Annotated in this window: 21 protein-coding genes; 13 read left to right on the forward strand and 8 right to left on the reverse strand. The window is 42.7% G+C overall.

Going from position 1 to position 23,599, the window contains the following annotated elements; translation table 11 throughout:
- Positions 1-53: 53 nt before the first annotated feature.
- Positions 54-575 (forward strand): hypothetical protein, encoded by a 522-nt coding sequence (locus G358_RS0119425; RefSeq protein WP_019638920.1) that lies wholly within the window; start codon positions 54-56, stop codon positions 573-575.
- A gap of 187 nt (positions 576-762) precedes the next feature.
- Positions 763-978 (forward strand): hypothetical protein, encoded by a 216-nt coding sequence (locus tag G358_RS0119430; protein ID WP_019638921.1) that lies wholly within the window; start codon positions 763-765, stop codon positions 976-978.
- A 133-nt stretch (positions 979-1,111) separates the two neighbouring features.
- Here the strand turns inward: G358_RS0119430 and G358_RS31835 are convergent, their stop codons facing one another.
- The gene (locus G358_RS31835) at positions 1,112-2,077 is read right to left on the reverse strand and encodes a copper amine oxidase N-terminal domain-containing protein (RefSeq protein ID WP_019638922.1); all 966 of its coding nucleotides are present in this window, start codon (positions 2,075-2,077) and stop codon (positions 1,112-1,114) included.
- 506 nt (positions 2,078-2,583) lie between these two features.
- On the opposite strand from G358_RS31835, the gene G358_RS0119445 reads away from it, so the two are divergent.
- Positions 2,584-3,834 carry an amidohydrolase family protein gene (locus G358_RS0119445; protein ID WP_019638923.1) on the forward strand — a complete coding sequence of 417 codons (1,251 nt, stop codon included), beginning with the start codon at positions 2,584-2,586 and terminating at the stop codon, positions 3,832-3,834.
- Positions 3,835-3,932: 98 nt separating this feature from the next.
- Here the strand turns inward: G358_RS0119445 and G358_RS0119450 are convergent, their stop codons facing one another.
- Positions 3,933-4,436, reverse strand: coding sequence for a hypothetical protein (locus tag G358_RS0119450; protein WP_019638924.1), 504 nt, complete (start codon positions 4,434-4,436; stop codon positions 3,933-3,935).
- Positions 4,437-4,642: 206 nt separating this feature from the next.
- Between G358_RS0119450 and G358_RS0119455 the strand changes: the two genes are divergently transcribed.
- The 5 genes from G358_RS0119455 to rhuM all read left to right on the forward strand — a co-directional run bounded on the left by G358_RS0119455 (position 4,643) and on the right by rhuM (position 10,967).
- Positions 4,643-5,023 carry a hypothetical protein gene (locus G358_RS0119455; RefSeq protein ID WP_019638925.1) on the forward strand — a complete coding sequence of 127 codons (381 nt, stop codon included), beginning with the start codon at positions 4,643-4,645 and terminating at the stop codon, positions 5,021-5,023.
- Between the two features lie 268 nt (positions 5,024-5,291).
- Complete coding sequence (locus tag G358_RS0119460) at positions 5,292-7,505, forward strand: MrcB family domain-containing protein (protein ID WP_019638926.1); 2,214 nt, start codon at positions 5,292-5,294, stop codon at positions 7,503-7,505.
- Positions 7,477-9,885: a restriction endonuclease-like protein gene (locus G358_RS0119465; protein ID WP_019638927.1), complete on the forward strand. Its 2,409-nt coding sequence runs from the start codon at positions 7,477-7,479 to the stop codon at positions 9,883-9,885. The genes G358_RS0119460 and G358_RS0119465 overlap by 29 nt, the downstream gene beginning before the upstream one ends.
- A 48-nt stretch (positions 9,886-9,933) precedes the next feature.
- Positions 9,934-10,665, forward strand: coding sequence for a hypothetical protein (locus G358_RS0119470; RefSeq protein ID WP_019638928.1), 732 nt, complete (start codon positions 9,934-9,936; stop codon positions 10,663-10,665).
- 119 nt (positions 10,666-10,784) lie between these two features.
- Complete coding sequence (rhuM, locus tag G358_RS34595; protein ID WP_084662854.1) at positions 10,785-10,967, forward strand: RhuM family protein; 183 nt, start codon at positions 10,785-10,787, stop codon at positions 10,965-10,967.
- Between the two features lie 53 nt (positions 10,968-11,020).
- Here rhuM and G358_RS30510 read toward each other — a convergent pair whose 3' ends face one another.
- From G358_RS30510 to G358_RS0119505, 5 genes are all read right to left on the reverse strand, one after another.
- Complete coding sequence (locus tag G358_RS30510; protein WP_019638930.1) at positions 11,021-11,689, reverse strand: competence protein CoiA family protein; 669 nt, start codon at positions 11,687-11,689, stop codon at positions 11,021-11,023.
- 24 nt (positions 11,690-11,713) lie between these two features.
- Positions 11,714-12,988, reverse strand: a complete 1,275-nt coding sequence (locus G358_RS0119485; protein WP_019638931.1) for a hypothetical protein — start codon at positions 12,986-12,988, stop codon at positions 11,714-11,716.
- A gap of 403 nt (positions 12,989-13,391) precedes the next feature.
- Complete coding sequence (locus G358_RS0119495; RefSeq protein WP_019638933.1) at positions 13,392-13,952, reverse strand: ArsR family transcriptional regulator; 561 nt, start codon at positions 13,950-13,952, stop codon at positions 13,392-13,394.
- A gap of 94 nt (positions 13,953-14,046) precedes the next feature.
- Positions 14,047-14,916 (reverse strand): ATP-binding protein, encoded by an 870-nt coding sequence (locus tag G358_RS0119500; RefSeq protein WP_019638934.1) that lies wholly within the window; start codon positions 14,914-14,916, stop codon positions 14,047-14,049.
- 735 nt (positions 14,917-15,651) lie between these two features.
- Positions 15,652-15,894, reverse strand: coding sequence for a helix-turn-helix domain-containing protein (locus G358_RS0119505; RefSeq protein WP_019638935.1), 243 nt, complete (start codon positions 15,892-15,894; stop codon positions 15,652-15,654).
- Between the two features lie 158 nt (positions 15,895-16,052).
- Between G358_RS0119505 and G358_RS0119510 the strand changes: the two genes are divergently transcribed.
- Positions 16,053-16,355 (forward strand): DUF6809 family protein, encoded by a 303-nt coding sequence (locus tag G358_RS0119510; RefSeq protein ID WP_019638936.1) that lies wholly within the window; start codon positions 16,053-16,055, stop codon positions 16,353-16,355.
- Between the two features lie 850 nt (positions 16,356-17,205).
- Complete coding sequence (locus tag G358_RS0119515; protein WP_019638937.1) at positions 17,206-17,739, forward strand: hypothetical protein; 534 nt, start codon at positions 17,206-17,208, stop codon at positions 17,737-17,739.
- Between the two features lie 9 nt (positions 17,740-17,748).
- On the opposite strand, the gene G358_RS0119520 is transcribed toward G358_RS0119515, so the two are convergent.
- A complete protein-coding gene (locus tag G358_RS0119520; protein ID WP_019638938.1) occupies positions 17,749-18,114 on the reverse strand; it encodes a hypothetical protein in 366 nt (121 codons plus the stop codon).
- 123 nt (positions 18,115-18,237) lie between these two features.
- On the opposite strand from G358_RS0119520, the gene G358_RS0119525 reads away from it, so the two are divergent.
- The 3 genes from G358_RS0119525 (at position 18,238) to G358_RS0119535 (ending at position 23,597) form a co-directional block, all read left to right on the forward strand.
- Positions 18,238-20,655 carry an AraC family transcriptional regulator gene (locus G358_RS0119525; protein ID WP_019638939.1) on the forward strand — a complete coding sequence of 806 codons (2,418 nt, stop codon included), beginning with the start codon at positions 18,238-18,240 and terminating at the stop codon, positions 20,653-20,655.
- 402 nt (positions 20,656-21,057) lie between these two features.
- The gene (locus G358_RS0119530) at positions 21,058-22,671 is read left to right on the forward strand and encodes an ABC transporter substrate-binding protein (RefSeq protein WP_019638940.1); all 1,614 of its coding nucleotides are present in this window, start codon (positions 21,058-21,060) and stop codon (positions 22,669-22,671) included.
- Positions 22,672-22,682: 11 nt separating this feature from the next.
- Entirely contained in the window at positions 22,683-23,597 is a 915-nt protein-coding gene (locus G358_RS0119535; protein WP_019638941.1) for an ABC transporter permease, read from the forward strand.
- Positions 23,598-23,599 lie beyond the last annotated feature (2 nt).

Consider the following 23,599-nt stretch of genomic DNA (forward strand, 5'->3'; position numbering starts at 1 on the left):
AAGAGGGAAGAGTAAGTACTTACAGGACCGTATTGAAGAAGAATATATGTAGTATGCCCCTTACCCATTATCCACCTATCTCGCCTTTTCATGGTAAAATGTTGCTGAAAGGTGATGATGATGTGGCAAAGCGTAATATGGTTATAATTATTATCGTATTAATACTGGTAGCTGCTGTTGTCTCTGTATATCAATATAATTCAACAAGAAATATGACCTTTAATGAAGCAGTAACGAATCATTTGAATGGATCCGAAATAACCTCGATTGAAATCATTAGATCAGGCAAAGATGAAAAGGAACTAACTGTCGTCGATCCGAGCGAGATTGAAAAGGTTATGGCAGCCCTTGCTCCAATCAAATTAAAAAAGGAGGGATTATCCAATATTAAATTTAACGAGTCCTATTGGATAACATTGAAAACTCAAGAGCAGCAGAAGATGGGAATTACTCTTTATGATAAAAAATATATGAGTGTATTTGAACATGGTGAAGAGTCTAATCCAAGCAGAACTTCCTCCTATCAAATAACAAATGAATCTGATTTGGAAATAATCGGAAATTTATTTAAGTAACTTATTCACTGTACATCAACTAATGAAGCATGAAATCAAGGAATTTAAGCAGGCCTCCGCTTAGCTTTATTTTTTGCCACGGCGGGTTGTACTAAATGTGTTCCATGTAATACCCTTTCTACGAAAACAAATATAATATTAATATATTGCTATACAACTTAGATTAATTAGCAAGGGAGCATCAGACATGGCCATCCGTCGTGGAGCTGTAGAGCAAGATTACATTATTGAGCGTGTCACAGACATATTTCAATGCAGAGTTCTGTGGAGCGAAGGGCGTCCATGCCTGGAGTATCGGAATGCCGAAGAACTGGAGCAAATCTCGGAGTATGTCCAAACTAATTTTGAAGTAGAACTGCTGGATGTATTTTTTACAGCGGTGGAAAGCTTGCCGGCAGACTAGAGTGGACTATTCTGTTTAAACCCAACGAAACCTGCTTAGATAGAAAAAAGTTCGCGGTTCGAACCACAGCAATTGAACATGGCCCTATAATGTGCTTACAGGGCCATGCTAAAGAACACATCAGGCATGCCTCTTATCGATAATCTGTTCGTACTTCGCCCGGCAGCGTAAATGCCATGACTCCTTCCGAATTGGAGATTGTCCCGCCAACAATACGTTCGTAAGCAAGCCTCGTGTATTGGTAATTTGTATCGATCATCCCGTATTCGGCACGACTGCTGTCGCCAAAAATACCATACGAATAGAACAGCATATTTTTGTTAATTTTAGGCGCATTGCCTATGGAGTTTGTAATGCTCGTTCCCTTGAGGGTCTCCGCGTGACCAGTAGAGGGATACTCAAAGTTAGCTTGCCAAGTACATACTAGAAAGTTATCCTGCAGTTCGACCCAGGATATCGTATCTCCGTAAGTGTAGTAAAAGCCCAACACCTCGCCTTCCGGAAAAATAAACGAAGTATCGTAGTTTTCATCTACAAACTTGGTCTCCAGCGGGGGGTTTATGTAGTGAAGGGACTGAGTGAGCCACCGAATCTTCGCTCTCGCCTCTTCGAGAGAACCACGATACAAGATCTCCTTAGTCTCCTCACTAAGCGGCGAGTGAATTTTAATCACCCCTTGAGTCCATTCCACCTCATATCCAAAGGTATGTGCAATCAGGCGCATCGGAACATAAACGGTTCCATTTTTTAATTTGGCTGGCGCATCCAGGTCTAGAGCTATATCGCCGGGTCTTATCCCCTGCAAAGTGGCCTTTTTGGCACCGGGCTTCAAGCTTAGGCGTTCTCCCCATTTCTGTACGGTGACCGTGGATGTTTTGGAATTCCATTGGACCTGGGCGTCCAGCGCTTCGCTAATAATACGCAGCGGGACCAGAGTCCGTCCGCGATCCGTGATGACGGGCAGGCGCTCGGTGATTGTTTTTCCTTCTACAATGAGCTTGGTGGCAGGTGCAGAGGCCGCATAGGCCGGTGGAAGGTTAGCAAAAAGTACAACAAAAGCTACCGCCGCAAGGACGGCGTGACGAAGCCAGTTCTTCATGGTACGTTACCTCCGTGAAAATTTTTCATTTCTACTGTATTAGACGCATAAAGGGTTTGGAAAGTTTTGTTAGAATGGATTTATGGAATATATGGCAAGTGAAAAAAAGATTCAAACACTATCATGGCCGTGTGCAGTCCTAATAGCCAAAGGCACAAGTTGAGGGGAAAGGGATTGAGATGAGCTCTATACCCGAAGCTAGCGTACGTTCACCTAAATGAGAAGTTTGTAGTTAGCTAGCAGATCAAGTAGGGCTTCAAGCCGCTCTTAGAGCGGCTTTTTTTGCTGTTATTGGACTAGTTCTATCATGAACTCCTCCATCTTCTTCGCGACGGGTGGAACTATCGGATGGATAAGGATTATGGGAATTTGGTTAGGTGGTGCGTTGGAGGCTTTAGGGGTAATTCTGTGGCTGTGGGGAATAATAATACATGTTGTCATTGGTATATGGCTAACTTTGCAATGTAAAAATGTATTCATTACAATGATGGATAGGAGTGATAGATATGAAAAAATTTATTAATGCCAATATCTACGGAGATCCAGAATCTCATGAATTATTAGTGGAGAACGGTCAATTTAAAGCCATCGGTAATCATTTAGACAACGCAGATGAAGTGATTGATTTACAAGGCCGTCTGGTGCTGCCACCTTATGTTGACCCTCATTTACATTTAGATTATATCTTTTCAGGGCTAGGCGAGGGGAATGCCAATGTTTCAGGTACGTTGTTTGAAGGGATTCAGCGTTGGAGTGATAATAAAAAATCATTGACGGAAGAATTAGTGCGCGAGCGTGCGATTAAAGGAATTCAGAAAGAATTGAGTAAAGGGGTTCAATTTATTCGCACACATGTAGATATTACTGATCCTAATCTAACCGGGATGAAGGCTCTAATTAAGCTGCGGGAAGAATTGAAGGATATCGTTACACTACAGCTTGTAGCCTTCCCTCAAGAGGGATTTTTTAGATACAAAGGTGCAGAACAGTTAATGGAAGAGGCGCTGAAAATGGGTGCTGACGTAGCTGGTGGCATCCCTCATTTTGAAATTTCCTATGAACATGGTGTTGAGTCATTGAAACTTATCGTAGACATGGCCATAAAATATAACGTCATGATTGACATTCACTGTGATGAGAACGATGACCCCAATAGTCGGTTTTTAGAAGTGTTAAATGCGCTTGTCATGGAAAAGGGCTATGGTATATACACAACAGCAAGCCATACCTGCAGCTTTGGTTCAGTAGAGAACAGCTATGCAAATAAAATGTTAGGTTTATTTAAAGAGTCACAAATTAACTTTATTTCTTGCCCTACAGAAAACGCGCATTTACAAGGACGTGGCGATACTTATCCCAAACGTCGTGGCCTAACACGAGTAAAAGAGCTATTAAATAACGGCAATAATGTCGCCTTTGCTCAAGATTCGATAGCAGATTACTGGTATCCCTTAGGGAATGGAAATATGATGAACATTTTAGACAATGGAATTCATTTAGCACACTATACACATATTGATGAAATCAACAAGGCGTTCGACCTGATTACAATCAACGGCGCAAACATCATGAGAGTTAACGATGAGTATGGCATTGAAGCAGGAAAACCAGCAAACTTTATCGTCTTAGATGCAAAAGATGCATATGAAGCTATTCGTGAGCGTGCAGAAGTACTTGCATCCATTCGCAATGGTGAATATCTGTTTAAACGTGAACCACAAAGAAATGAAATAGAAATTGATTTCCTAAAACAATAATAAAGTTCCTTGGATCATCCCTAAAGCGTTATCCCCCTGAACATTATGTTTAGGGGGATTTTTATTTGGGATTCGTAATTTAATAGCGGATTAATCAACTAGTCGATTGCTACTAGCTTCCAATTTCCCTGGTCATCCTTATTGAAATAGAAAAACTTCGCGTATTTTATAATATTGTTATCTTGCAAGGCTGTTCCAAGAACTCCTACGGATATGCGTCCACTCCGATCTTCTTCTAAGCTATCTATTTGATCGAAGGTAGCTATCGTATCAAATACATACATACTATCCTCTAATGTCACAGCATCTATAAATTGATTTTTAAATTTTTCTCTGTCTTTATTGACTAAGGCTTCCAAGGTTTCTTTTAAAACCGTCTTGATTTGTTCATTCATTAATGGCTCATTGACCGAGTCCCAATCAATGAAAACTCCGGGAGTAAAATCAATAGCGGAATTCTCCGCATTTTCTTGTACTGAGTTAGTTCGTTCTTTTGTAATGGGGGTAGATGAGCTATTGGGGGCTGTATTAGTTGTGTTACCACATCCACTCAAAACGCCAGCCACAAAAACAGCAGTAATAATTAGGTTTTTTCTTTTCAATAAACTAACCTCTTTTCCTGGTTTATTGATTAAGACGCTTTAGAGGCGCGAGGAGTTTCCGATATATGTAAAACTGATTCCGCACAATATTCTAATTTTTAGGTTATAATCTTCTATAAATACCCAAGAATTAAATCAAACGCCTGTAATATCGCTGATATTCGCAGGCGTTTGTCATAATAACTCTGCATAAGGAGGAATGTCTTTTGACTAGGATGATATCATCCATCATTTCTGCATTCATTCTATCTCTTGTATTCACTATGATTAGCCATACGAATGAGGACAATGTCTTATCTTACACCTTTACAAGTAAGTTTTTGACCGGGTTTGTCATTTTGTTGGCCATATATTTATTTATTGCAGTTCCTATATCTATATTTATCGATTTAAGAATCAAGAAGTATGGGAAATTCGCCCATCTGTTGCTGTATTGTCTCGGAGGATTCATTATGGGTGGACTGTTTTTATTGATCAATCCTACATCGAATCCCATGGCCGGCTTTCGTTTAACTTTGCTATTTGCATTGGGTGGTGGGGTGTTTTCTATGGTGTTGAATGTTCTTCGGCTGTTTGTGAGAAGGTGAGTTTGGGGCTTTCTAGTATTTATCAAGGACGGATTGAGCTTGGATGGGACAGTGGGGACTAGTAGGTTCATTAAGAAGGGGCCCATTGCTCGAATTGAAAATGGTGGGTTGAGGTTTAAAGGAAAGAGACGATCAACGCTTAGTGAACAGTTAATCAAAGGTGCTCTCCCTCACATCATGTTTGGACTATAATATGTATAACAAGATGCATAAACGCTATATTTCAAGATATATTTATTAAACTCAACTTTCACCTGGAGGAACGGAAATGTCATTACCGACTGAATTAGCATCTATTTTTCGTGTGAAGCAAAAATCTTACAAGATGGTACTCGTGCTCTCTATGATTGGCATTTGGCGCGAAACCCAGCAAAGGTTTATATCGTTAGATTCCATTGCGGAACGGTTTTTAAGCTACTGCAGAGATCGGGAAGTTAATAATCTAATCGTGGATATTCCACCGAATAGTATGGCTTCTCGTTGGTCAGAGGTGAGTGCTACGCAAGTGAAGGCGATATTAGATACCCCGGTCGAGGCTCTTAGAAGTATTCTAGCTAAAAACGACAGGAATGAGCTAACATTCACCTATGCGATATGGGACGGAGGGGAGGAAGTTCTGACTGAACTCGAAAGATATGCGAACCGGGAATTAGAGTCCTATTATACGGAGCTTCAGTCTAACTCTTTCTCTTTAAAGGAGCACCTGAGCCAGATATTACTTACATATAGAACGGCTAAGCAGGAACCGTTTGCGAATCATCCTCTGGGGACAGCTTTTCGCAGAACGATTCCCGAAGGAATAAGGCAATACCCGTTTATCTCAGATCATATTCGGGTTCAAGGTTCTGTAGGTCAAGGAAATTGGGCTACCGTTCCCTGGATTGCATTGATGGATACACGTCTTACGGGATCAACTCAATATGGCGAGTATTTAGTTTATCTTTTTGCAGAAGATATGAGTTCTGTCTATTTAACCTTTAATCAAGGTGTGACTAAACCTATTCGTGATCATGGGAGAAGGGCAGGTTACACATACCTTGAAAATAAAGTCGACCAAATAAGAAAACAGTTGCCTTTGGTTGGCTTTACAAAGGACGACCGAATTGAGTTAACCACAAGCGGGCTAGGACGTGATTACCAGGTATCTACCGTTGCCTACGTCCGATATGATAGCAATAACCTTCCAGAAAACGAACAGCTTGTAGCTGACTTAAGGCGGATGATGGGGGATTATCAGATATATGTACAAAGTCAATTGCAGACGGCGCATGAAGAGGTAGATGACCAAATCGAGGATGAGGAGTCAGAAGAAGTGGAGACACTGTCCGTAACAGAACGGCTGTCACAGATACGTTCATTTATTCAGAATAGAGGATTCTCGTATCCAGATGGATTAATAGAGAATTTTTATCTTTCTATCAAAACAAAGCCGTTTGTCATACTAGCTGGGATATCAGGCACGGGAAAGACAAAATTGGTTAAGCTGTTTGCTGAAGCGATGGGGGCAACCGTGCAGAATGGACAGTTCGCGCTTATCCCAGTTAGACCTGATTGGAGCGATCCTTCAGACTTATTAGGATATAAGGACTTATCAGGAACCTTTCGTCCTGGGCGATTAACGGAAGTGCTATATGAAGCATCTAAGCCGCAAAACCGCTCGAAACCCTACTTTATTTGCTTAGATGAAATGAATTTAGCCAGGGTAGAGCATTATTTTAGCGATCTTCTCAGTGTATTGGAAACCCAGGAATGGCGAGATGGTGAAATTGCGACGGCTCCATTAATTTCAGCTGCTTCTCTATCTTCGGAGGAGGATCATCAGAAGTACGGGGACCTATCGCTTCCTGATAACGTGTATTTCATAGGTACGGTCAATATGGATGAGACCACCCATCCTTTTAGTAAAAAAGTTCTCGACCGAGCCAATACCATTGAATTTAACTATATCAATTTATTGCAGCTTCCAGATGAAGTGGTGGGAGAGACGATAACAGAAGCCGTTGCTCCGAATTCCTTTTTAAGAAGTGATTTCCTTCAGCTTGTCGACGCAATGGAAGAGAACAGGGAACTCATTTCTGAAACGACACAACGTCTAGCTCAATTGAATGAAATTTTAGAAGGGATACACGCCCATGTAGGGTTTCGAGTTCGTGACTCCGTAAGCTTCTATATGATATACAATCGCCGTGACAACTTAATGTCGGCTGATGAGGCGTTCGACCTTCAATTACTTCAGAAAATATTACCTCGAATCCAAGGGAGTAGCTCAGCAGTTCGACGAGTTCTTTTGGAATTGTTGAAGGTGTGTTTAGATCGACCTCTTGCCATCAACGAACTAATGGAGGACTTATCCCCAGTATATAATGAGGCGGAGTTTCTCAATGCACAGTCGCAGATCAAATATCCGCAAAGTGCCCGCAAGATTGTGTTCATGTTACGGAGGTTAGAAGAGGATGGATTCACTTCATACTGGTTATCGTAATGGGACGGTAGAGTTACTACGGATCGAGACCAATCTATTTAACTTATATATTCAGGGCAAGCCGTTTCACCCCACGGTAGAGGCATTACAGCTACACCGGGATGAGGAGGGTGCCCTGGTAAATGCCCACTGTCGTATAGAGAAATTCTCCTCCAATCTAGAGATTAGCTCCATATCGGTCTTCTCGCCAGAGGAGAACGGTTTGCAAGCATGGGAAGAGGGCCAAGCCTGCGCCCCTCTTTTCTTCGAGACGCAGGCTTATGAAATTGTAGTGGAGAAAAAGCAAGATGTGGCTATTCAGTTTTATCATGAGAATAGGTATTTAAGAGAGGCGGTAAAGCCACTCGGGAAAAATATATTATCTGGTATTTTGAACTTCCAGAATGAGGTTGGATTTACGGAATTAGAGCTTCGTTTACATGGACAAGCGCTCATGCAATTACAGTTAGAAATTTTTCCGACGAAGATGGATTATAAAAAGGACTATGAAACGATACTGAGCGATGTGAATCAACAAATTTATAATCTGTCCTTTGATTTTTTGCGGAAAACCTATCATTTGACAGGGCTAAAAGATACCACCCAGCAAAGTATGACAGAGTTTTTTGCAATCTTAAGACATATGTTTCAGCATCTGGTTCAGGCCGTGGAGCGCATCAAGAATGCGCCTCACATTAAGACGAATATCGTGAATCAGAAAGTAACCTCTGGTAAGGCAAGACAGGCTGGGAAAGGTAATTTAGCTTACCTCTCTAGACATCCGGAGCTGTTTGTTAGGGATAACAAGAACGGAATTGTTCAGATTAATGGTCAAAAAATGTATCCTACTCATGTATTGGAATCAAAAAAGTACATGGACTTCGATACAGGGGAGAATCGCTTTGTTCGGTGGGTTTTAATACGGATTTCAAAGAAATTGCAAGCTCTTCGTGTTCGGTTAAAGTCCGTAGAGCGTACTTCCGACCCTCATCTATTAAGAAGTGTAGATCTAATGGAATCTCAGCTACAAAGGCTGCTACGATACGACTTTCTGGCAGTCGGCGAGATGACGCATATGTCAGTATCCCTTGTTCTACAGATGGCACCTGGATACAGAGAGGTATACCGTTGTTATCTCATGCTGATGAAGGGCCTCTCGGTGCAAGGAGATCTCATTCGTTTGTCGTTAAAGGACTTAGCCCAGTTGTATGAGTACTGGTGTTTCCTGAAAATTCACGATTTATTAAGTCGTAAATATGAACTCATCAAACAAGACATCGTCAAGGTGAATCGTTCAGGGATTTTTGTGAAGCTCGACAAAACTCAGAAGTCCAAAATCATGTATCGGAATCCCCAGAATGGTGAAGTATTCACGCTTTATTATAATTCACTACCAAGGGGAGAGCAGACCCCTACGGTGGGTCAGATGCCGGATAATGTTCTGACCTTGAAAAAAAGCGATTCATCGATTGAATATAAATATATTTTTGATGCGAAGTATCGCTTAAATCCAGCTTATGAGGGTACTCCGTACCGGAGGATGTACACCAATCCTGGACCTGAGGAATCAGATATTAATACGATGCACAGGTATCGGGATGCCATTGTATATGGGGATGGACAACAAGAATTGGAACGTAGCATGTTTGGGGCCTATGTTCTATTCCCCTATGACAATGAAGAGCAGTTTCGCGATCATAAATTCTATAAAAGTATTGAGCTCGTCAACGTGGGAGCCTTCCCATTTCTACCTAATGCCACAAGCCTGATGGAGAAGTTCCTGGACGAAATCATCATGGATAGTCCAGAGAAGGCTTATGAGAGATCTACCCGTCCACGTGGGACGAAAGAATACTATTCCAATAAACTTGAGGGGAAGAATGTCCTTGTTGGTTCATTGAGAGAGCCCTCCCAACTGGATGTAGCTCTGTCACGTCGATTCTATCATATGCCGCTTAAAAATATCGTCGATCACAAGCTCCTCACCCAAATAGAATATATCGCCATGTGCCAGTCCCGTAGGAAGTTTCAGGAGCCAGGAAATACGGGCATCCATTGGTTCGGCCGGATTCAGGATTGGAAAGTCGTTCGAAGAGGAGAGATTACAGAGCGGCCTGCCCGGCCAGGCACAGAAGAGGAGCTATATGTTAAATTTACGATTGAACGCTGGGAACGACGGGACAAGCCCATTGCCTTAGGTGGACAGGGCATCTATACCTGTCTGTATACGAGCAAATACATGTTTGATCGTGCCAATGAAATTGCGGAATTGAAGCTAGAGAATGATGAGGATCTGAGAAAATGGCGCGAAGTCCGAAGAGTCGGCAAGGTCAAAGTAGAGCTGGATCATACAGATGTCGATTTAGCAGCGTCTGTGGTGGGGATTCGGGTGGAGGAGTAAGGGCGGGTTGAATAGGTAGTTTAAAATTCTAGGAAAGTTGAGATCCGGATGAAAGATCTAGTTTTTAAACATTACCAAAACAAAGTAAGGGCTCAAGCATTGGTTCATAAACATATCAAGAAACATTATTATTTTCTCAATACTATGGCGATACTATGCCCTGCAATAATTCTAACCTGTATTTATATTTTTGTATTTAAAGAAGGTAGTGGGTTATGGTTATTTATTTCGTCTATAGCCTCAATCGCTGCATTTTTATATTCAGGTTTTAGCTTTTCCAACGCTGCCAAAAAAGTCATTAGAAAGAGATATAAAATAAGTATCGGGAAGGGAACTTGGAGAACAGAGAAATTTAAGGAGCTCCAATCGAATAAACTCGCCGACTTTCTCCATAATAAAGATTTAAAAACGAGATGGAAAATAGAAAAATTAATTGAGTTATATAAAAATGATAGAGAGAAGTCCAAATTACCTCCATTAATTGCACCTAGTCTATTCCTAGCCGTGTTGACTCCTAATCTAACTCAATTCCTATTTTATATTTACAAAGATAAGGAACGGATGCAACCATATGAGGTGCTGGAGTTATTTCTAGGAAGCATGCTCCTCTCTCTGATAGTGATTGCAATTTTTACGTTATATAAAAGAACCAAGGATAATATAGTTAATGATATTTTTCAAAACAAAAATAGCATTAGGGAAGGGCTCATCCAGCAACTAGAAGATTTACTTTTACGTATGCCGGAAGAAAGAAAACAAGCAAAAGATATTAAAAATTAAAAGAGGATACAGAATACAAAGTGCTACGTCGTAAAGAAGTGAACTAGCGTTGTTCGCGCAGAGGTACATTTTTGAAACATTGGCATCGGAGATTAATTTTATCGCAAAATTAAAGATTTTTGTTTTCAACATTTATTGATTATGAACCAAGTGCTTGCCTTCTTAAGGAAATCTTTGTTATGGTGCAGAATAAGCTTCACTTTTATTACTATGGATATACCACAACAGGGCTCATTGCCGAGCGTTTAAGGGCAGATAAAGACAATATGGGGCTGATTGTTTGTAACAATTGGGAGAGCTGAGTGTGGAAAACTCAGCTTTTTTAGCCCCAGCTCTCCTATATAGTTCAAGAACTTCATTTTATGATGTCTTGGATTTTACTTCTTGTATTTTCAAACCAATAAGGTTCGACTATCCACTCATCCGATATATTAAACTCTTCAAAGTCACCGTTACTCAGAAAAACTTTCCACATTTTTTGTTTGATTTTCTGTGGTTTATTCCATAAATCATCCCCATATCTCATGTTAGGTTCAAAAATAAAGTAAACGTTCTCTTTCCTAAATGACGATTCATTCGTAGGAAATTTTTCGCGACAAGCTAACAAAATATAGGGGATATATTTTAGAGTGAGTCCTTTATAATTCCATATATTTTTCTGAGTAAAGGATAGAATGAGTTCTCTAAAAACACTGAATTTTATTCCATCTGCCAAAGAGTTGCATTTCAAGTATATCCCATATAAATTTTCTGTAAATTCTTTTTTCAGTCGGATTGCATTTTTCTCATCAATATCCGAGGGAGGTAAATCAATAAATGGCTTTCTATTTTCTTTTATTGTAGGACAGCTAGAGTGAGGATAGTGAGAAAAGTGAGTGCTGCGTTTAGGTGACTTATCTGCTTTAATGAAAACATCTTCATCGCAAATAGGACACTCGCCAATCGAACGATTTTCACAGTGTATCATCCACTCATCGACGTTATATTTCAGTCCAGTAACTTTATCAACAGCATAGTTTGCCATAATTAATTAAGCGCTCCCCTAGTGTTAATTTTTTATTTTCATAAATGGATATATGAATTGAATCACATCAAGATATTTTTGATCAGAAGGCTGTCTCTGTATTTCCTCATCAGGGTGAGAGCTTCTTTTTAATAACCTGATGTTAGCTGTATCTAGTGAAAAGTCTAGTGTAAAGACTGCAAACCCACTTTCAAATGACTTTCCAATTTTTAAATGTTCGACTTTTCGCTCTGATTTAAGAATGGGTAAATTTATCCAATAAAGCTCGTTAGAAGAGATGCATTTGAAATCCCGATCCACTATATGAATTTCGGCATACTTATAGTCACTATCTTCTCTATGATTTCTAAATCGTATTCCGACTATATCACCTAGTTCACTATTTTCAATGGTTGTTGATACAATAGATAACACTGCAGATGAGATATATTCAAAAGGTGACAGCAATTCGTTCGATGTGGGAGGATTAAAGGTATCAATAACTAGATCGGCAAAACTTTGAATATTAGTGTTAAACTGTTTAACTAATTGTTCAGCTTGATCCCTTTTATCTACTAATAGGGCTTCTTCAATTAGAAATAGAGATTCTCTAAAATTTGTGAATTCAGACAACTTAATAGCTGGAGAAAGCTTTGAAATAAAATCCAATGCGTTTGAAACCCGCCCTTTTACAGTCCTAACTTCTTCAATTTCACTAGCAATATTTTCGATATCTTTAATGCGGATGTGTGCTAAATTTTTCTCAAAATCAAATTCAATTAACGTAGGATAGACAACTAAGGAAACGTCTTGATTTTTAGGCTGATGCTTTACATAACCTTCGTCTAGTAAGAGCAAACGTAGGTGTGTTAATTTCGAATCTGTAAGTGGGGAGGTCCTGAAACCACAGATTCGATACTTCATAGAGCTTTCTTGTGTTAGGACATTATTAAGCAGTTTATTTTCATTTGGCGCTCCCCAAGCCTTTAGGATGGCTGGCACCGATGCGATATCATTTAATGAGATCTCATGGGAATCAATCTTATAAAGAAAAGAGTTAAAAAGACTGTCTTCAATTAGTCGAAAGAGAATTTCATCGATATCTAGCATAGATAATAGGTTTTCTTCAAATCCTTTTGCCAAAGTTAAACAAGTAGTTATCCATGCTGGACGATCATCTTCACTTTCTAACTTGATTTGCGTATAAAATGCTTCAAATTCGGGAAAGATCTTCATATAACTGAGTTTTTCTCTTACACCTGATTTAGTAATGAATTGTTTAAAATAGATAATATTTTCCAATATTTTATTTGATTCCATTATTAACACCTCAACAAAGTTTTAATTTAGAAGGAGAGAATATTGTGCAGAATGTTGACATTTTCAATAATAAATCTTTTTTAGGTAGTGTTACTCTTGATGACTTGCTTAATCAGCAGAGAATAATCTCTGTAGGAACAATATTAGTTCTTAATGAAAAGAAATATTGTGTCGATAATATTATCTTAAAACGAGAGAACCTAATAACTATAGAGGTTACATAGGAAGATTTTTGAAATATATAACTTAATTTACATGGTTACAGGTGCTTTAAAGATTTTTAAGGCATGCAGAAGACTCCCTTCTGGATGGTTTCAATTACTTAATTGAAACCATCCGTTGCTTTAGGTTTCAATTACTTAATTGAAACCTGCTGAGTAAAAAGGAGGGGCTACCTCCTAAATTAAAATAAACTACTGTAAGCAAACTGTCTACCACCCTCTAGAAGAAAATCTTCTTGACGGTTAACTAGACGCATTTCATATAACTTTACTAAATGCGTAGAGATCAAGGTGTGTTTTTTATCCAATGCCTCAGAGATTTCTCGTGCCGAAACTAATTTTCGTTCATAAACAATATCTAGTACTTCTCGCAGAGCATCGCCAACTTTTGCACCTATCACTAAGTGTTTTCCATTTGATTCAGCAATCACAGCTATTTTTTCTTCATTACAAGTAAGAAGAATATTATAGTAGTGATCAAAATCCTCACTTAGGTTTTTGATTACTAAAAATTTATTATGGGTTTTGTAATTTTCGTTAAGCCACTCCATAGGCTTGATAATCACTTCATGAATACCTGAGCCATTAACTTCACGTACTTCAGACAAGTCGAAGTAAAAAACTGTGCCACCAGGTGCCTCGGCAAACTGCTCTATCACATACTCTTTTAATGGAATTGTAGGTCTTCTGCCAACCAAGTCAATAAAATCTGTTTCCTCTCGTAGCAAAGTGATAAGACGCATAAAATTCACCATTTCTAGTTTAGGTTTGTTTTCAAATTCAAATTTGAAAACCTGAAACTAGTTTAGCGTATACTTATTATTTGTGTCAAGTAAATTATGCTACATTGATAACAATGTAATAATGGGTTCCGAAAAAGTAATCCCCCTCCTTTAAAAGAGACACTTTATTCGGAAATACCCTGTAGGCGCTATTGTGTGTGCGTACATAGAATTCTGCAACTTCTGACCACCCGAAAGTCCTATTTTTAACATCTATTAATCCTCGTCCTCTATCCTCTTCTCTTACACTTGATGCGTCTGTAAGGATCGCTTTTTCAACAACTTCATGTAAATTAGAATGCGGTACAAATCCCCGCAAACTTTTCACAATACCTTTTCCATAATCACAAATAGCTATTTCAACTTTTTTAAGATGAGGATAATACTGAACACATGGAAAACATGCTGTGCCTCCATGTTCAATTGAGTTACCAGCTAGTTCACCAACAATTCTAGCGATATCTGAAATTCGATTAGGTTGGAGTTTGTTCTTCATAATTTCTCTAACAGAAGATTGTAGAGAACCAATCTCACCGTATTCTTTGGCTTCACGCAATTCAAATAATCCGTTAGTTTGATCGTATCTATTTCTTTGGTAAAAAGATGCCATATCTCTTTTCTCATCGAATGCTGATTTAACTAATGGAGGGCAAATTTTGAAAAAGTCCATGCGTTCCATATAACCGATGACTTTTTCATCCCTACCATTTTCAGGGATATTAATTTTTAAACCATAACGAGAATTAAGTTTATGTAGAGTGCAAATTAACGTGGCGTTTCCCAAAGGAGAGACCCATTGTAAATTGCTCAGGTCAACAGTAATTTGCTCATTGTGGTCGAGAGTCTTAAAAATGAAAGCACATCTATTCAGCCATTCGTGAATGTCATTTATGCTACGTAAGCTGTCAAGGCTTTTTAATATCATTAGTATGGTAGCCTCCTTCAGTTTTAGTTAGAAAGCCATATTGTTATTATATACCAATTGAGTAAATATACCTAGATGTTGGGTTCTAGCTGATTTTATTCTTGTCTATTAGAAAGGTATTAAATTTGGATTGTATATCCTTTCATGGTATAAAAGGGTACAGGATGAAAAGGAAGATGCCCTACGGAGGTTAGTGGCAGCTACTGATTATGAACAAAGGCGAGATGCTCTTTCGGATCAATTAGAAGCTGTAGCCAAAAATTAATCATAGTATTGGAAAAAAATCACCTTGAAGGCCACATTAAAAAAAGAGTAACTAAAAGCTTTCTGTTTTTGTTCGAATGGATATATGCGTCTTGAATTTATATATTAACGGAAATGCATCGTGATCAACGATCTAATGAAATGTGATAATTCAGTTATACGATTCACATCTGAGGTTTTGCTGTGAATCAAGTATAAAGAGCAAACTAGTTTCGGTTTCGTGTGGGCATAGGACAATTGGCTTTGGGGGGGGGATTGCAAGTACCAAAATACAGTTATAAGAAAGTGACAATAGAAAATAAAAATCATTAGCAACCGTTTGCTCAATATATTACAATTGATCTGCTAAAAATTTAAAAATGGAGGGACTATCCTTCTACTCGTTATATTTGTAATTGAATTACTTAAATGCTGAGGCGGAATTTTGGGTACAGGACTGTGTCTAAAAGATGCCTAATGAAATACAATTGTCTAACTTTTTTGTTCTAGTATGGTTTCCTCTTCCTCCTCCACCAACTCAATAATCTCCCGAATATCGCTAATATTTAGCGCCTCCGCGATTCTTTCAATATGACTAAAACTAATGCTTTCTCGTTTACCGTTGGAAAGCTCGCTTAGTGCAGCGTGTCTAACATCAGATAGCCTTGATAGTTCCCGTAAGGAAATTTTATGTTTTTTGGTGAGATCCCCGATTTTTACGACAACCTTCTTCATTTATATCACCTCTAATGAAATCATTCCCAACTTGACTATACGCATAAGCGTAATGTATAATAATTTCATTAGTGGTACGTGGATGCGTATCGAAAGCGGTTTTTTATGCTATGATTCATGATTGTCTAATGAACCCATCCTAAAAGGAGGTCACCCCCATGCAATCCCTTCTCGAATCCCTATACTACGGTCATCTCATCCCTGAAGAACAATTGGTTCCCAAAATTCCCTTATATCGCAAGAAGGGCAGGGAACTGTCTGAGAAAATAGAAGCCTGGAAGAAAAAGCTGTCCAGTGATGAGTTTGCCGAGCTTGAGGCGTTGCTAGACTTACAGCAGCAAATTCAGAGCATGGAGATGACGGCGGCGTTCACCTACGGCTTCAAGTTAGGAGCGGTGATGATTATTGAAATCCACCTCGATCATGGGGTGGGTAATATCGCTAACCAAGATGATGAGTAAGCAGCAGCCCAACCCAACCCAGCCCAGCCCATGCTAACCAAAGTTCCCCCTCACGAATACTCTTCACCCTTAAGTCCCCCCAAATTCCTCCGATGTTCTCTAACTCCTCTCTACGTCTACATTTATAATATAGTCAATCAGCAGCATGGTTGACTTAAGCCACATTTACTACCTAACGAGGACTGCAGGTGACGGGCCACATAGCGGTCGCTTCACACCTATGATCTCTGCCTCTTTGCTGCCTACATCCATCACTGTCCCCAGCGACAATTCAAAAAATGGTTGTAAATTTCAATTTGTTCTTATATTTTTTTACTACAACACCCTGCTGTATGTAAGAAGTACCGGTTATTTGTTCTCCAAAACTGGAAGCTCATACAGTGTGGAAGATATGGGAAAACCGGGGGTTGGCTTTTATTATAAGAGCTGGCCCCATAGCGATCTGACCGAGACGCTGAACACACTGGATTCTCTTATGGTTCGGCCCGTAGAGGGGCACTGATCCCCGGACATAACCGGGTACGGATGCTGACTTTTCTAAAGCCGCTTCCGGTGGGGCACAAGTTCGCCTGGCGTGGTGATGATCATGGTTGGACGATACGATTCTCCGTATGATGCGGTTGGTCTTTGAGGCGTATAAGGGGGATTTCTATTTTTTATGCGCAGGAACAGCCGCTCGTTGCCTCCAATGAGGCGCTACTTCAGAGCTCGGGGGATTTACCGCAGCTGGTAAGCAGTCTGGGAAAAGATAGCGGCTTATTTGGACCTGCACTATGGCCGATGATTTCTTAAATTGAAGAGGTAGATAAAGGGTATCCAAGGTAATTTTCAATGGGGGGATGAAAGGGTTATGCAAATTCATGAAAATAATCTAGATATTATAATTTCGGAGTTCAATGAAGATAATCATTTTGAACAATTAATTGAAGTGATGAAGCTATTTTTGAACAAAAATAAAACTTTAGTATTTGGTATTACAACTAATTTTTATGAATTTCTTTGCTCGGGTAAGTGTAAAAACAGCAATATGTTTGATTTTGATGCAAAAGAGTTTGTCGAAAATCGAATAGTTAAAGCAACAGTAGGTAAAGTATTTAACGAAGATAATATTGCAAACAATGTAGAAATGATATGGATTAAAATCTCAAATGAAAATGAATTGTCTAAAGCAATCAATTTGGAAAATTTATTTATTTCTTATATATTTAGTGCTAATCAAGAATTTGTTGAATATGATTATCTTCTTTATCATGTTGAAACAATTGATAATTATAGCTTAATTATTAAACGAAATAATACCTTACAAGATAATTCAGAATTACTAAAAGACTTATCATTAATTTGTACGGGGGCTAATCTTTTCTCCAAAACTAGAAGCGAGTAGGAAAATGAGTTATCCATTAGAAAGATCATCAATCGCTTGAACAGCCAGTTCCAATGATTTCATTCTTCTTTCTAAAAGTGTTTTTTGCGGACTACCTGCCTTTGACTTGGCATAACTGTTCTCAATGGATGGGAATAAACCAGTAAGCACATGGCGAGCTTCTGCTAGATCTTCCTGGGTGTAATGATGGGGTTTTTGATTCCATACATATTCTAGCAGAGCTAAGCCAATGTAAAGAGCTTTGAGTCGTTTCGCGATTAAGGTGGTATTTGCACCTTTTTGTGTCATCTGAGCCAAGGCATTTTCGCATTTGCTGATTGTCGATTGGAAGGATTTAATGGATTCCATTCGAACTGAATTGGATACGTTCTCCATGTTAGTGTTGTCCTCTCTTCGTTTCTAAATGATTAGGCCTGATCCTGATAAAATCGTTAAGAACCTCATTGGGGGCTTTTGGATAGTTTTGAAGTGGAAAAAAGAAAAAGGGGGTGAGCCAGCATGGGTAAAACTAAGGTGAATTTACTGACCAAGCTGCTGATTTCCTATTTGCTGGTGCTGTTATTTCCGGTCATGATTATTCTACTCTATTATTATCCGTATTCGGCGAAGGTAGTCAAGGTGAAGGAGATGGACTGGAACGCCCACATTACGGAGCAGTTCATGACGTCGATGGATACGTTCACGCGGTATGTGTACAATCTGCCGTTTGAGCTGGTGCAGAATCGGGAGTTTCGGCTGTATCAAGCTGAGGAGAGTGATTATCAGCGCGTGCTGATTGCGAATGAGATGAAAAAATACAACGCGACCGATGCTTTTATCTACAACACCCTGCTGTATGTAAGAAGCACTGGTTATTTGTTCTCCAAAACTGGAAGCGCATACAGTGTGGAGGATATGGGGAAGCCGGGGGTTGGCTTTTATTATGAGGGCTGGCCTCATAATGATCTGACCGAGACGCTGGACACGCTGGATTCCCTCATGGTTCGGCCCGTAGAGGGAGTATTGCTCCCCGGTCATAACCGGGTACGGATGTTGACCTTCCTGCAGCCGCTTCCGGTGGGCGGCACGAGTTCGCCTGGTGTGGTGATGATCATGGTCCGGGAGGATACGATCCTCCGCATGATGCGGTCGGTCTCGGAAGCGTATAAGGGGGACTTCTTTATTTTTGATGCGCAGGGACAGCCGCTCGTTGCCTCCAACGAGGAGTTGATTCAGAGCTCGGAGGATTTACCGCAGCTGGTAAGCCGTCTAGAAAAAGATAGCGATTCATTCTCTGGTACGTTCGCTAGTACGTCCACTGGTACGGCCTCTGGCTCGACCCAGGGCTCATCCTCCGGCATTCACCGGATCAACGGTGTGTCCTATCTCGTATCTTATACGGTCTCGGATAAGAACGGCTGGAAGTATGTCAGCCTGCTCCCGGTGTCGGAATCGCTCCAGGGGCTGCGCACGATTCAACTGAACACGATTCTGCTTGTCGGATGCATTTTGCTGCTTGAAGTGATTGTCATTTACGTCTCGATCCGCAAAAATTATCACCCGATCAAGCGTCTGGTCGAGTTTGCCGCAGGCTTGTTCGAGCCTGAGGAGCGTGGGCCGATGAATGAGATCGAGGCGATCCGCTATACGTTAAGCGGCTTATCCGCGGTCAACAGCCGACTGGATGAAGAGGTGAAGGAGACGCTGCCGATCATGCGGGACAATATGCTGCTGGAGCTGGTCAACGGGCATTTCCTGAGCGGGGAGCAACTGCAGCAGGAAGCGGAGAAGGTTGGGGTAAGTCTGGACGGAGCCCGCCTGACGGTGGCGGTCATCTCCTGTGATTCCGAGACAGAGGAGACGAATCTCGTGCTGCTCTACTGCAAAAACCGGGAGAGCCAGCTGCCTGAGGGCGTTCAGGGTTATTTTTTCAAAAGCAATTACCATCACGAGATCGTATTCGTCTGCTCCCATGGAGAGGACTTCTCCGTTCAAGCGTATTTAGTCCGGCTGCAAGAGGAGCTCCAGGTGCGAGCAGGCTGGAAGACGATCATCGGCATCGGCGAGCCAGGGGAGGCTGTAAGGACAGCGGGACATGGGCAACCAGAAGGAGCTCTGAGGACTGCGGGACAGGATCAACCTGAACGAACTTGTACGTACATCATTGACCCCAACTCGGCTCATGTCTCCTACTTACAGGCGCTCCGTACGGTCGAGCAGCTGCGGCTGCGCCAGTCGAGCCCGATTCTAAGCTTTGCTGAGATTGAGACGTCGCCGTCCGGTACGGTTTCTTATTTCGCGGAGCTGCTGCAGTCGCTGGAGCTGGCGATTTTGAAGAACGAGGCGACTCTAGTGGATTCGTTGATTGAGCGGATCGTCTGCTATTTGAGCAGCGAAGGACTGCCGCCGCATATGCTGCGGAGCGTGTATTTGAACACGGCTAGTGTGATTTTTAACGGGCTGCAGCGCTTCCGCCATGATGACCAGAGCCTGCTGCGCCTGACAGATGCGGCGTTCCAGCCCCGCTACACACTGGAACAGATGACGGGGATTCTGCAGGAGAGCGGCGCCAAGCTGTGCGAGATGATTCGCGAGACGCTGCCGAAGGGACGCACGGCTTCCCGCGAGGAGATTCTTGCGATGATCGAAGACAAGGGGATGGACCCGAGTTGCTCGCTGCAGCTGATGGCCGATCATTTTGGCATGTCGGTTTCGAATTTCAGCCATCATTTCAAGAAGGAGATGGGCCAGAACTTCAAGGAATACATCGATCGTCTCAGGATCCAGAGGTCGATTCAATTGCTGCGGGAGAGCGAGGAGACGCTGGAGGGCATCGCCGCCCAGGTCGGGTTCACGAACACGTCCAGCTTCATCCGCTCCTTCAAAAAAATCGTCGGCACCACGCCCGGCCAATACCGCACCACCCACAGAAGCTAAGCTCGGTTCGATCCGAAGCTGTCATGGCAAGCTGCGGATGGTCGACAACCATCCAAGCATGCCCGGATCTGCATGGTCCGCAGAGGGAGCAGTGCGCACGATGCAGTTCTCCACCAACTGCCGCTGTATGGCCGGTAATGAATCTACCTGCATACACCATCGCAAGAGGCACTTTTTGAACATCTACAATATTTGAAGACGCTCCCGGAACGGCCGGGAACCACAGTCTAGCCACACTCTACATGAAGCGCTTTCAAAAAATGAAGACCCGCACAAAAACTGCCCGTTTACGCGGCTTGGCATCTCCCATTACTGTCTAAGGTGCCTGCGATTCAGTCCAGGCAAAGCTGTGGCAGCGGTCTGTATCGATCGGGCCCATATCAAATGTGTGGAGGTATGGATATGCGGAAAAAGGTAAGCGTTCTCACATCACTCGTCTTGATCACAGCCATGCTGCTGTCGGGGTGCGGTTCAGGGGGAGATAGCAAATCCGCGGGGACAACGCCCGGGAATGCGTCCGGGGAGAAGGTGAAGCTGACGGCCATTATGACCAAGCATCCGCTCACCAAGCCACTGGCGGAAATGGAGTGGCTGCAGGCGGTCGAGGATGCCGCCGGAGTCGAAATTGAGTGGCAGGAGATTACCACCGACTATGGGCAAAAGAAAGGCACGATGCTGGCGAGCGGCGACATCCCGGACCTGTTCATCGGGCCGAATGTCATCACGGATGCGGATTTTGCCCAGTTCCAGGGGCTGTTCCAGGATTTGTCCGGCCTGCTCGACCAGGCTCCGAACGTGCAGAGGATGTTCAACGAGAAGCCAGAGACGAAGCTCATCGCCACGCAGCCGGATGGCAAAATCTACGGCCTTCCCAAATACCAGCGGTTCTGGCCGGCATCTGCCAGCAGGCAGTTCATCAACCAGAAATGGCTGGATGAGCTAGGGCTGCAAAAGCCGACGACCTGGGATGAGCTGTATGACGTCCTCGTCGCTTTTAAAGAGAAGGACGCCAACGGCAATGGCGATCCGAAGGACGAAATTCCGATGGATTGGCCGGGCGGGATCGGCGGGTACTTCAATCCGGCGGTGCTTCTAGGCAGCATGGGCATCACGCTGTCGGAGGGCAGCAGTCAGGGCTATTTTGTCGAGGATGGACAGATCAAGAATTTCCTCATCGACGAACGCTACAAGACCATGGTGGCTTTCCTCAATAAGCTGTACAAGGCGGGACTGATCAATCCTGAAGTGTTTACGCACGACTATACCAAATATCAATCGATTGCCCGCGGCGAAGGGGATACGGCCAAGGTCGGCTTTACCTGGGGCTGGGTAGCGTCCGACCGGTTCGGGGAGCAGCTTGCCCCGCAGTACGCCTCCATGCCTCCGCTGAAGGTCTCTGCGGATTATACGGGAGATCTGTCCTGGAGCTATGACCACTATTCCTTGAACTACGGCACGAATCACGTCGTCATGTCGGCGAAGACGAAGCATAAAGAAGCAGCGATGCGCTTTATCAACGAGCTATACGATCCAAAAGTCGGCATGCAGGTGCTGTTCGGTTCGATCGGTCCGAATATTGAGGATCATGGAGACGGGACTTACAGCGTGCTGCCTCCGGCCAATCCGGAGATGGACCCCGGCACCTGGAAATGGACATCCACGATGGCCGATCACGGGGCTTTTTATATCCCGGACGATCTGCAGCTGACCCTCGGCAAAGACATGCAGGAGGTGCTCGGCCAATCCGAGCCTTTGGAGGAAGCGCTGAAGGTGGATCTGGATAAGGATGTTTTTCCCGGCTTGTTTATCAAATACTCGACCATGGACAACAACACGATGAGCCTGAACAACACGAACATTATGAACCTGGCCGAGTCCACCTTCGCCAAGTGGGTGACCAAGGGCGGCATCGAGGCAGAATGGGACGCGTACGTGAAGGAGGCCCAGAAGGCCGGCATCACCCAGAATCTAGAGATCATGCAAAAATACTACGAAGAATATAAGAGCAAAAAATAAGGGGGGTTCATATGCAGACTCGCAAAGGGCTAGTTCACGCCGTCACGCGCGACTATCAACTCTGGATCATGATCCTCCCGGCGATCATCGTCATTCTGATTTTCAATTACATCCCGATGTACGGGATTCAGCTCGCTTTTCGCGATTATGACTTCAGCAAGGGACTGACCGGGGGCGAATGGCGGGGACTGGCGTATTTTCAGCAATTCATTGACAGTTATCTGTTCACCGACCTGATGCGGAACACCTTTCTGATCAGCCTGGCGAGCATTGTGCTTGGTTTTCCGGCTCCCATCATTTTGGCGTTGATTCTCAACCAGATTCGGCGCAAAAAAATGAAGCAGCTCATGCAGACCACCGTCTATCTGCCGCACTTCATCTCGGTGATCGTGCTGGTGGGCATGCTGAATGTGCTGCTGTCGGCGGAGACTGGGGTCGTCGGTCATTTGATGAAAGCGGTCGGGCTGGGGCATATCAACCTGCTCGCCTCAACCGGCACCTTCATTCCGGTGTATGTGCTCTCGGATATTTGGCAGCACTGCGGCTGGAACAGCATTATCTATCTGGCCGCCCTGTCCACGGTTGATCCCCAGCTCTATGACGCAGCCCGCATCGACGGGGCCAGTCGCTGGCAGACGATTCGCTTTGTTGATATTCCGGCGCTTGTGCCGACGATTATTATTTTGTTCATTCTCAGCATGGGCAACATTCTCAGTACCGGCTTCGAGAAAATATTCCTGATGCAGAACTCGCTCAATCTGCCCGTGTCCGAGGTCATTGCCACCTATGTGTACAAAATCGGGATCGTCTCGAGCCAGTTCAGCCTGGCCTCGGCCATTGGCCTGTTCAATACGGTGATCAACTTTATCTTCCTGTTCGCCATGAACACGATCTCGAAGCGGGTATCCGAGACGAGCTTATTCTAAAA

Source organism: Paenibacillus fonticola DSM 21315, assembly GCF_000381905.1.
GTDB classification, from domain to species: domain Bacteria; phylum Bacillota; class Bacilli; order Paenibacillales; family Paenibacillaceae; genus Fontibacillus; species Fontibacillus fonticola.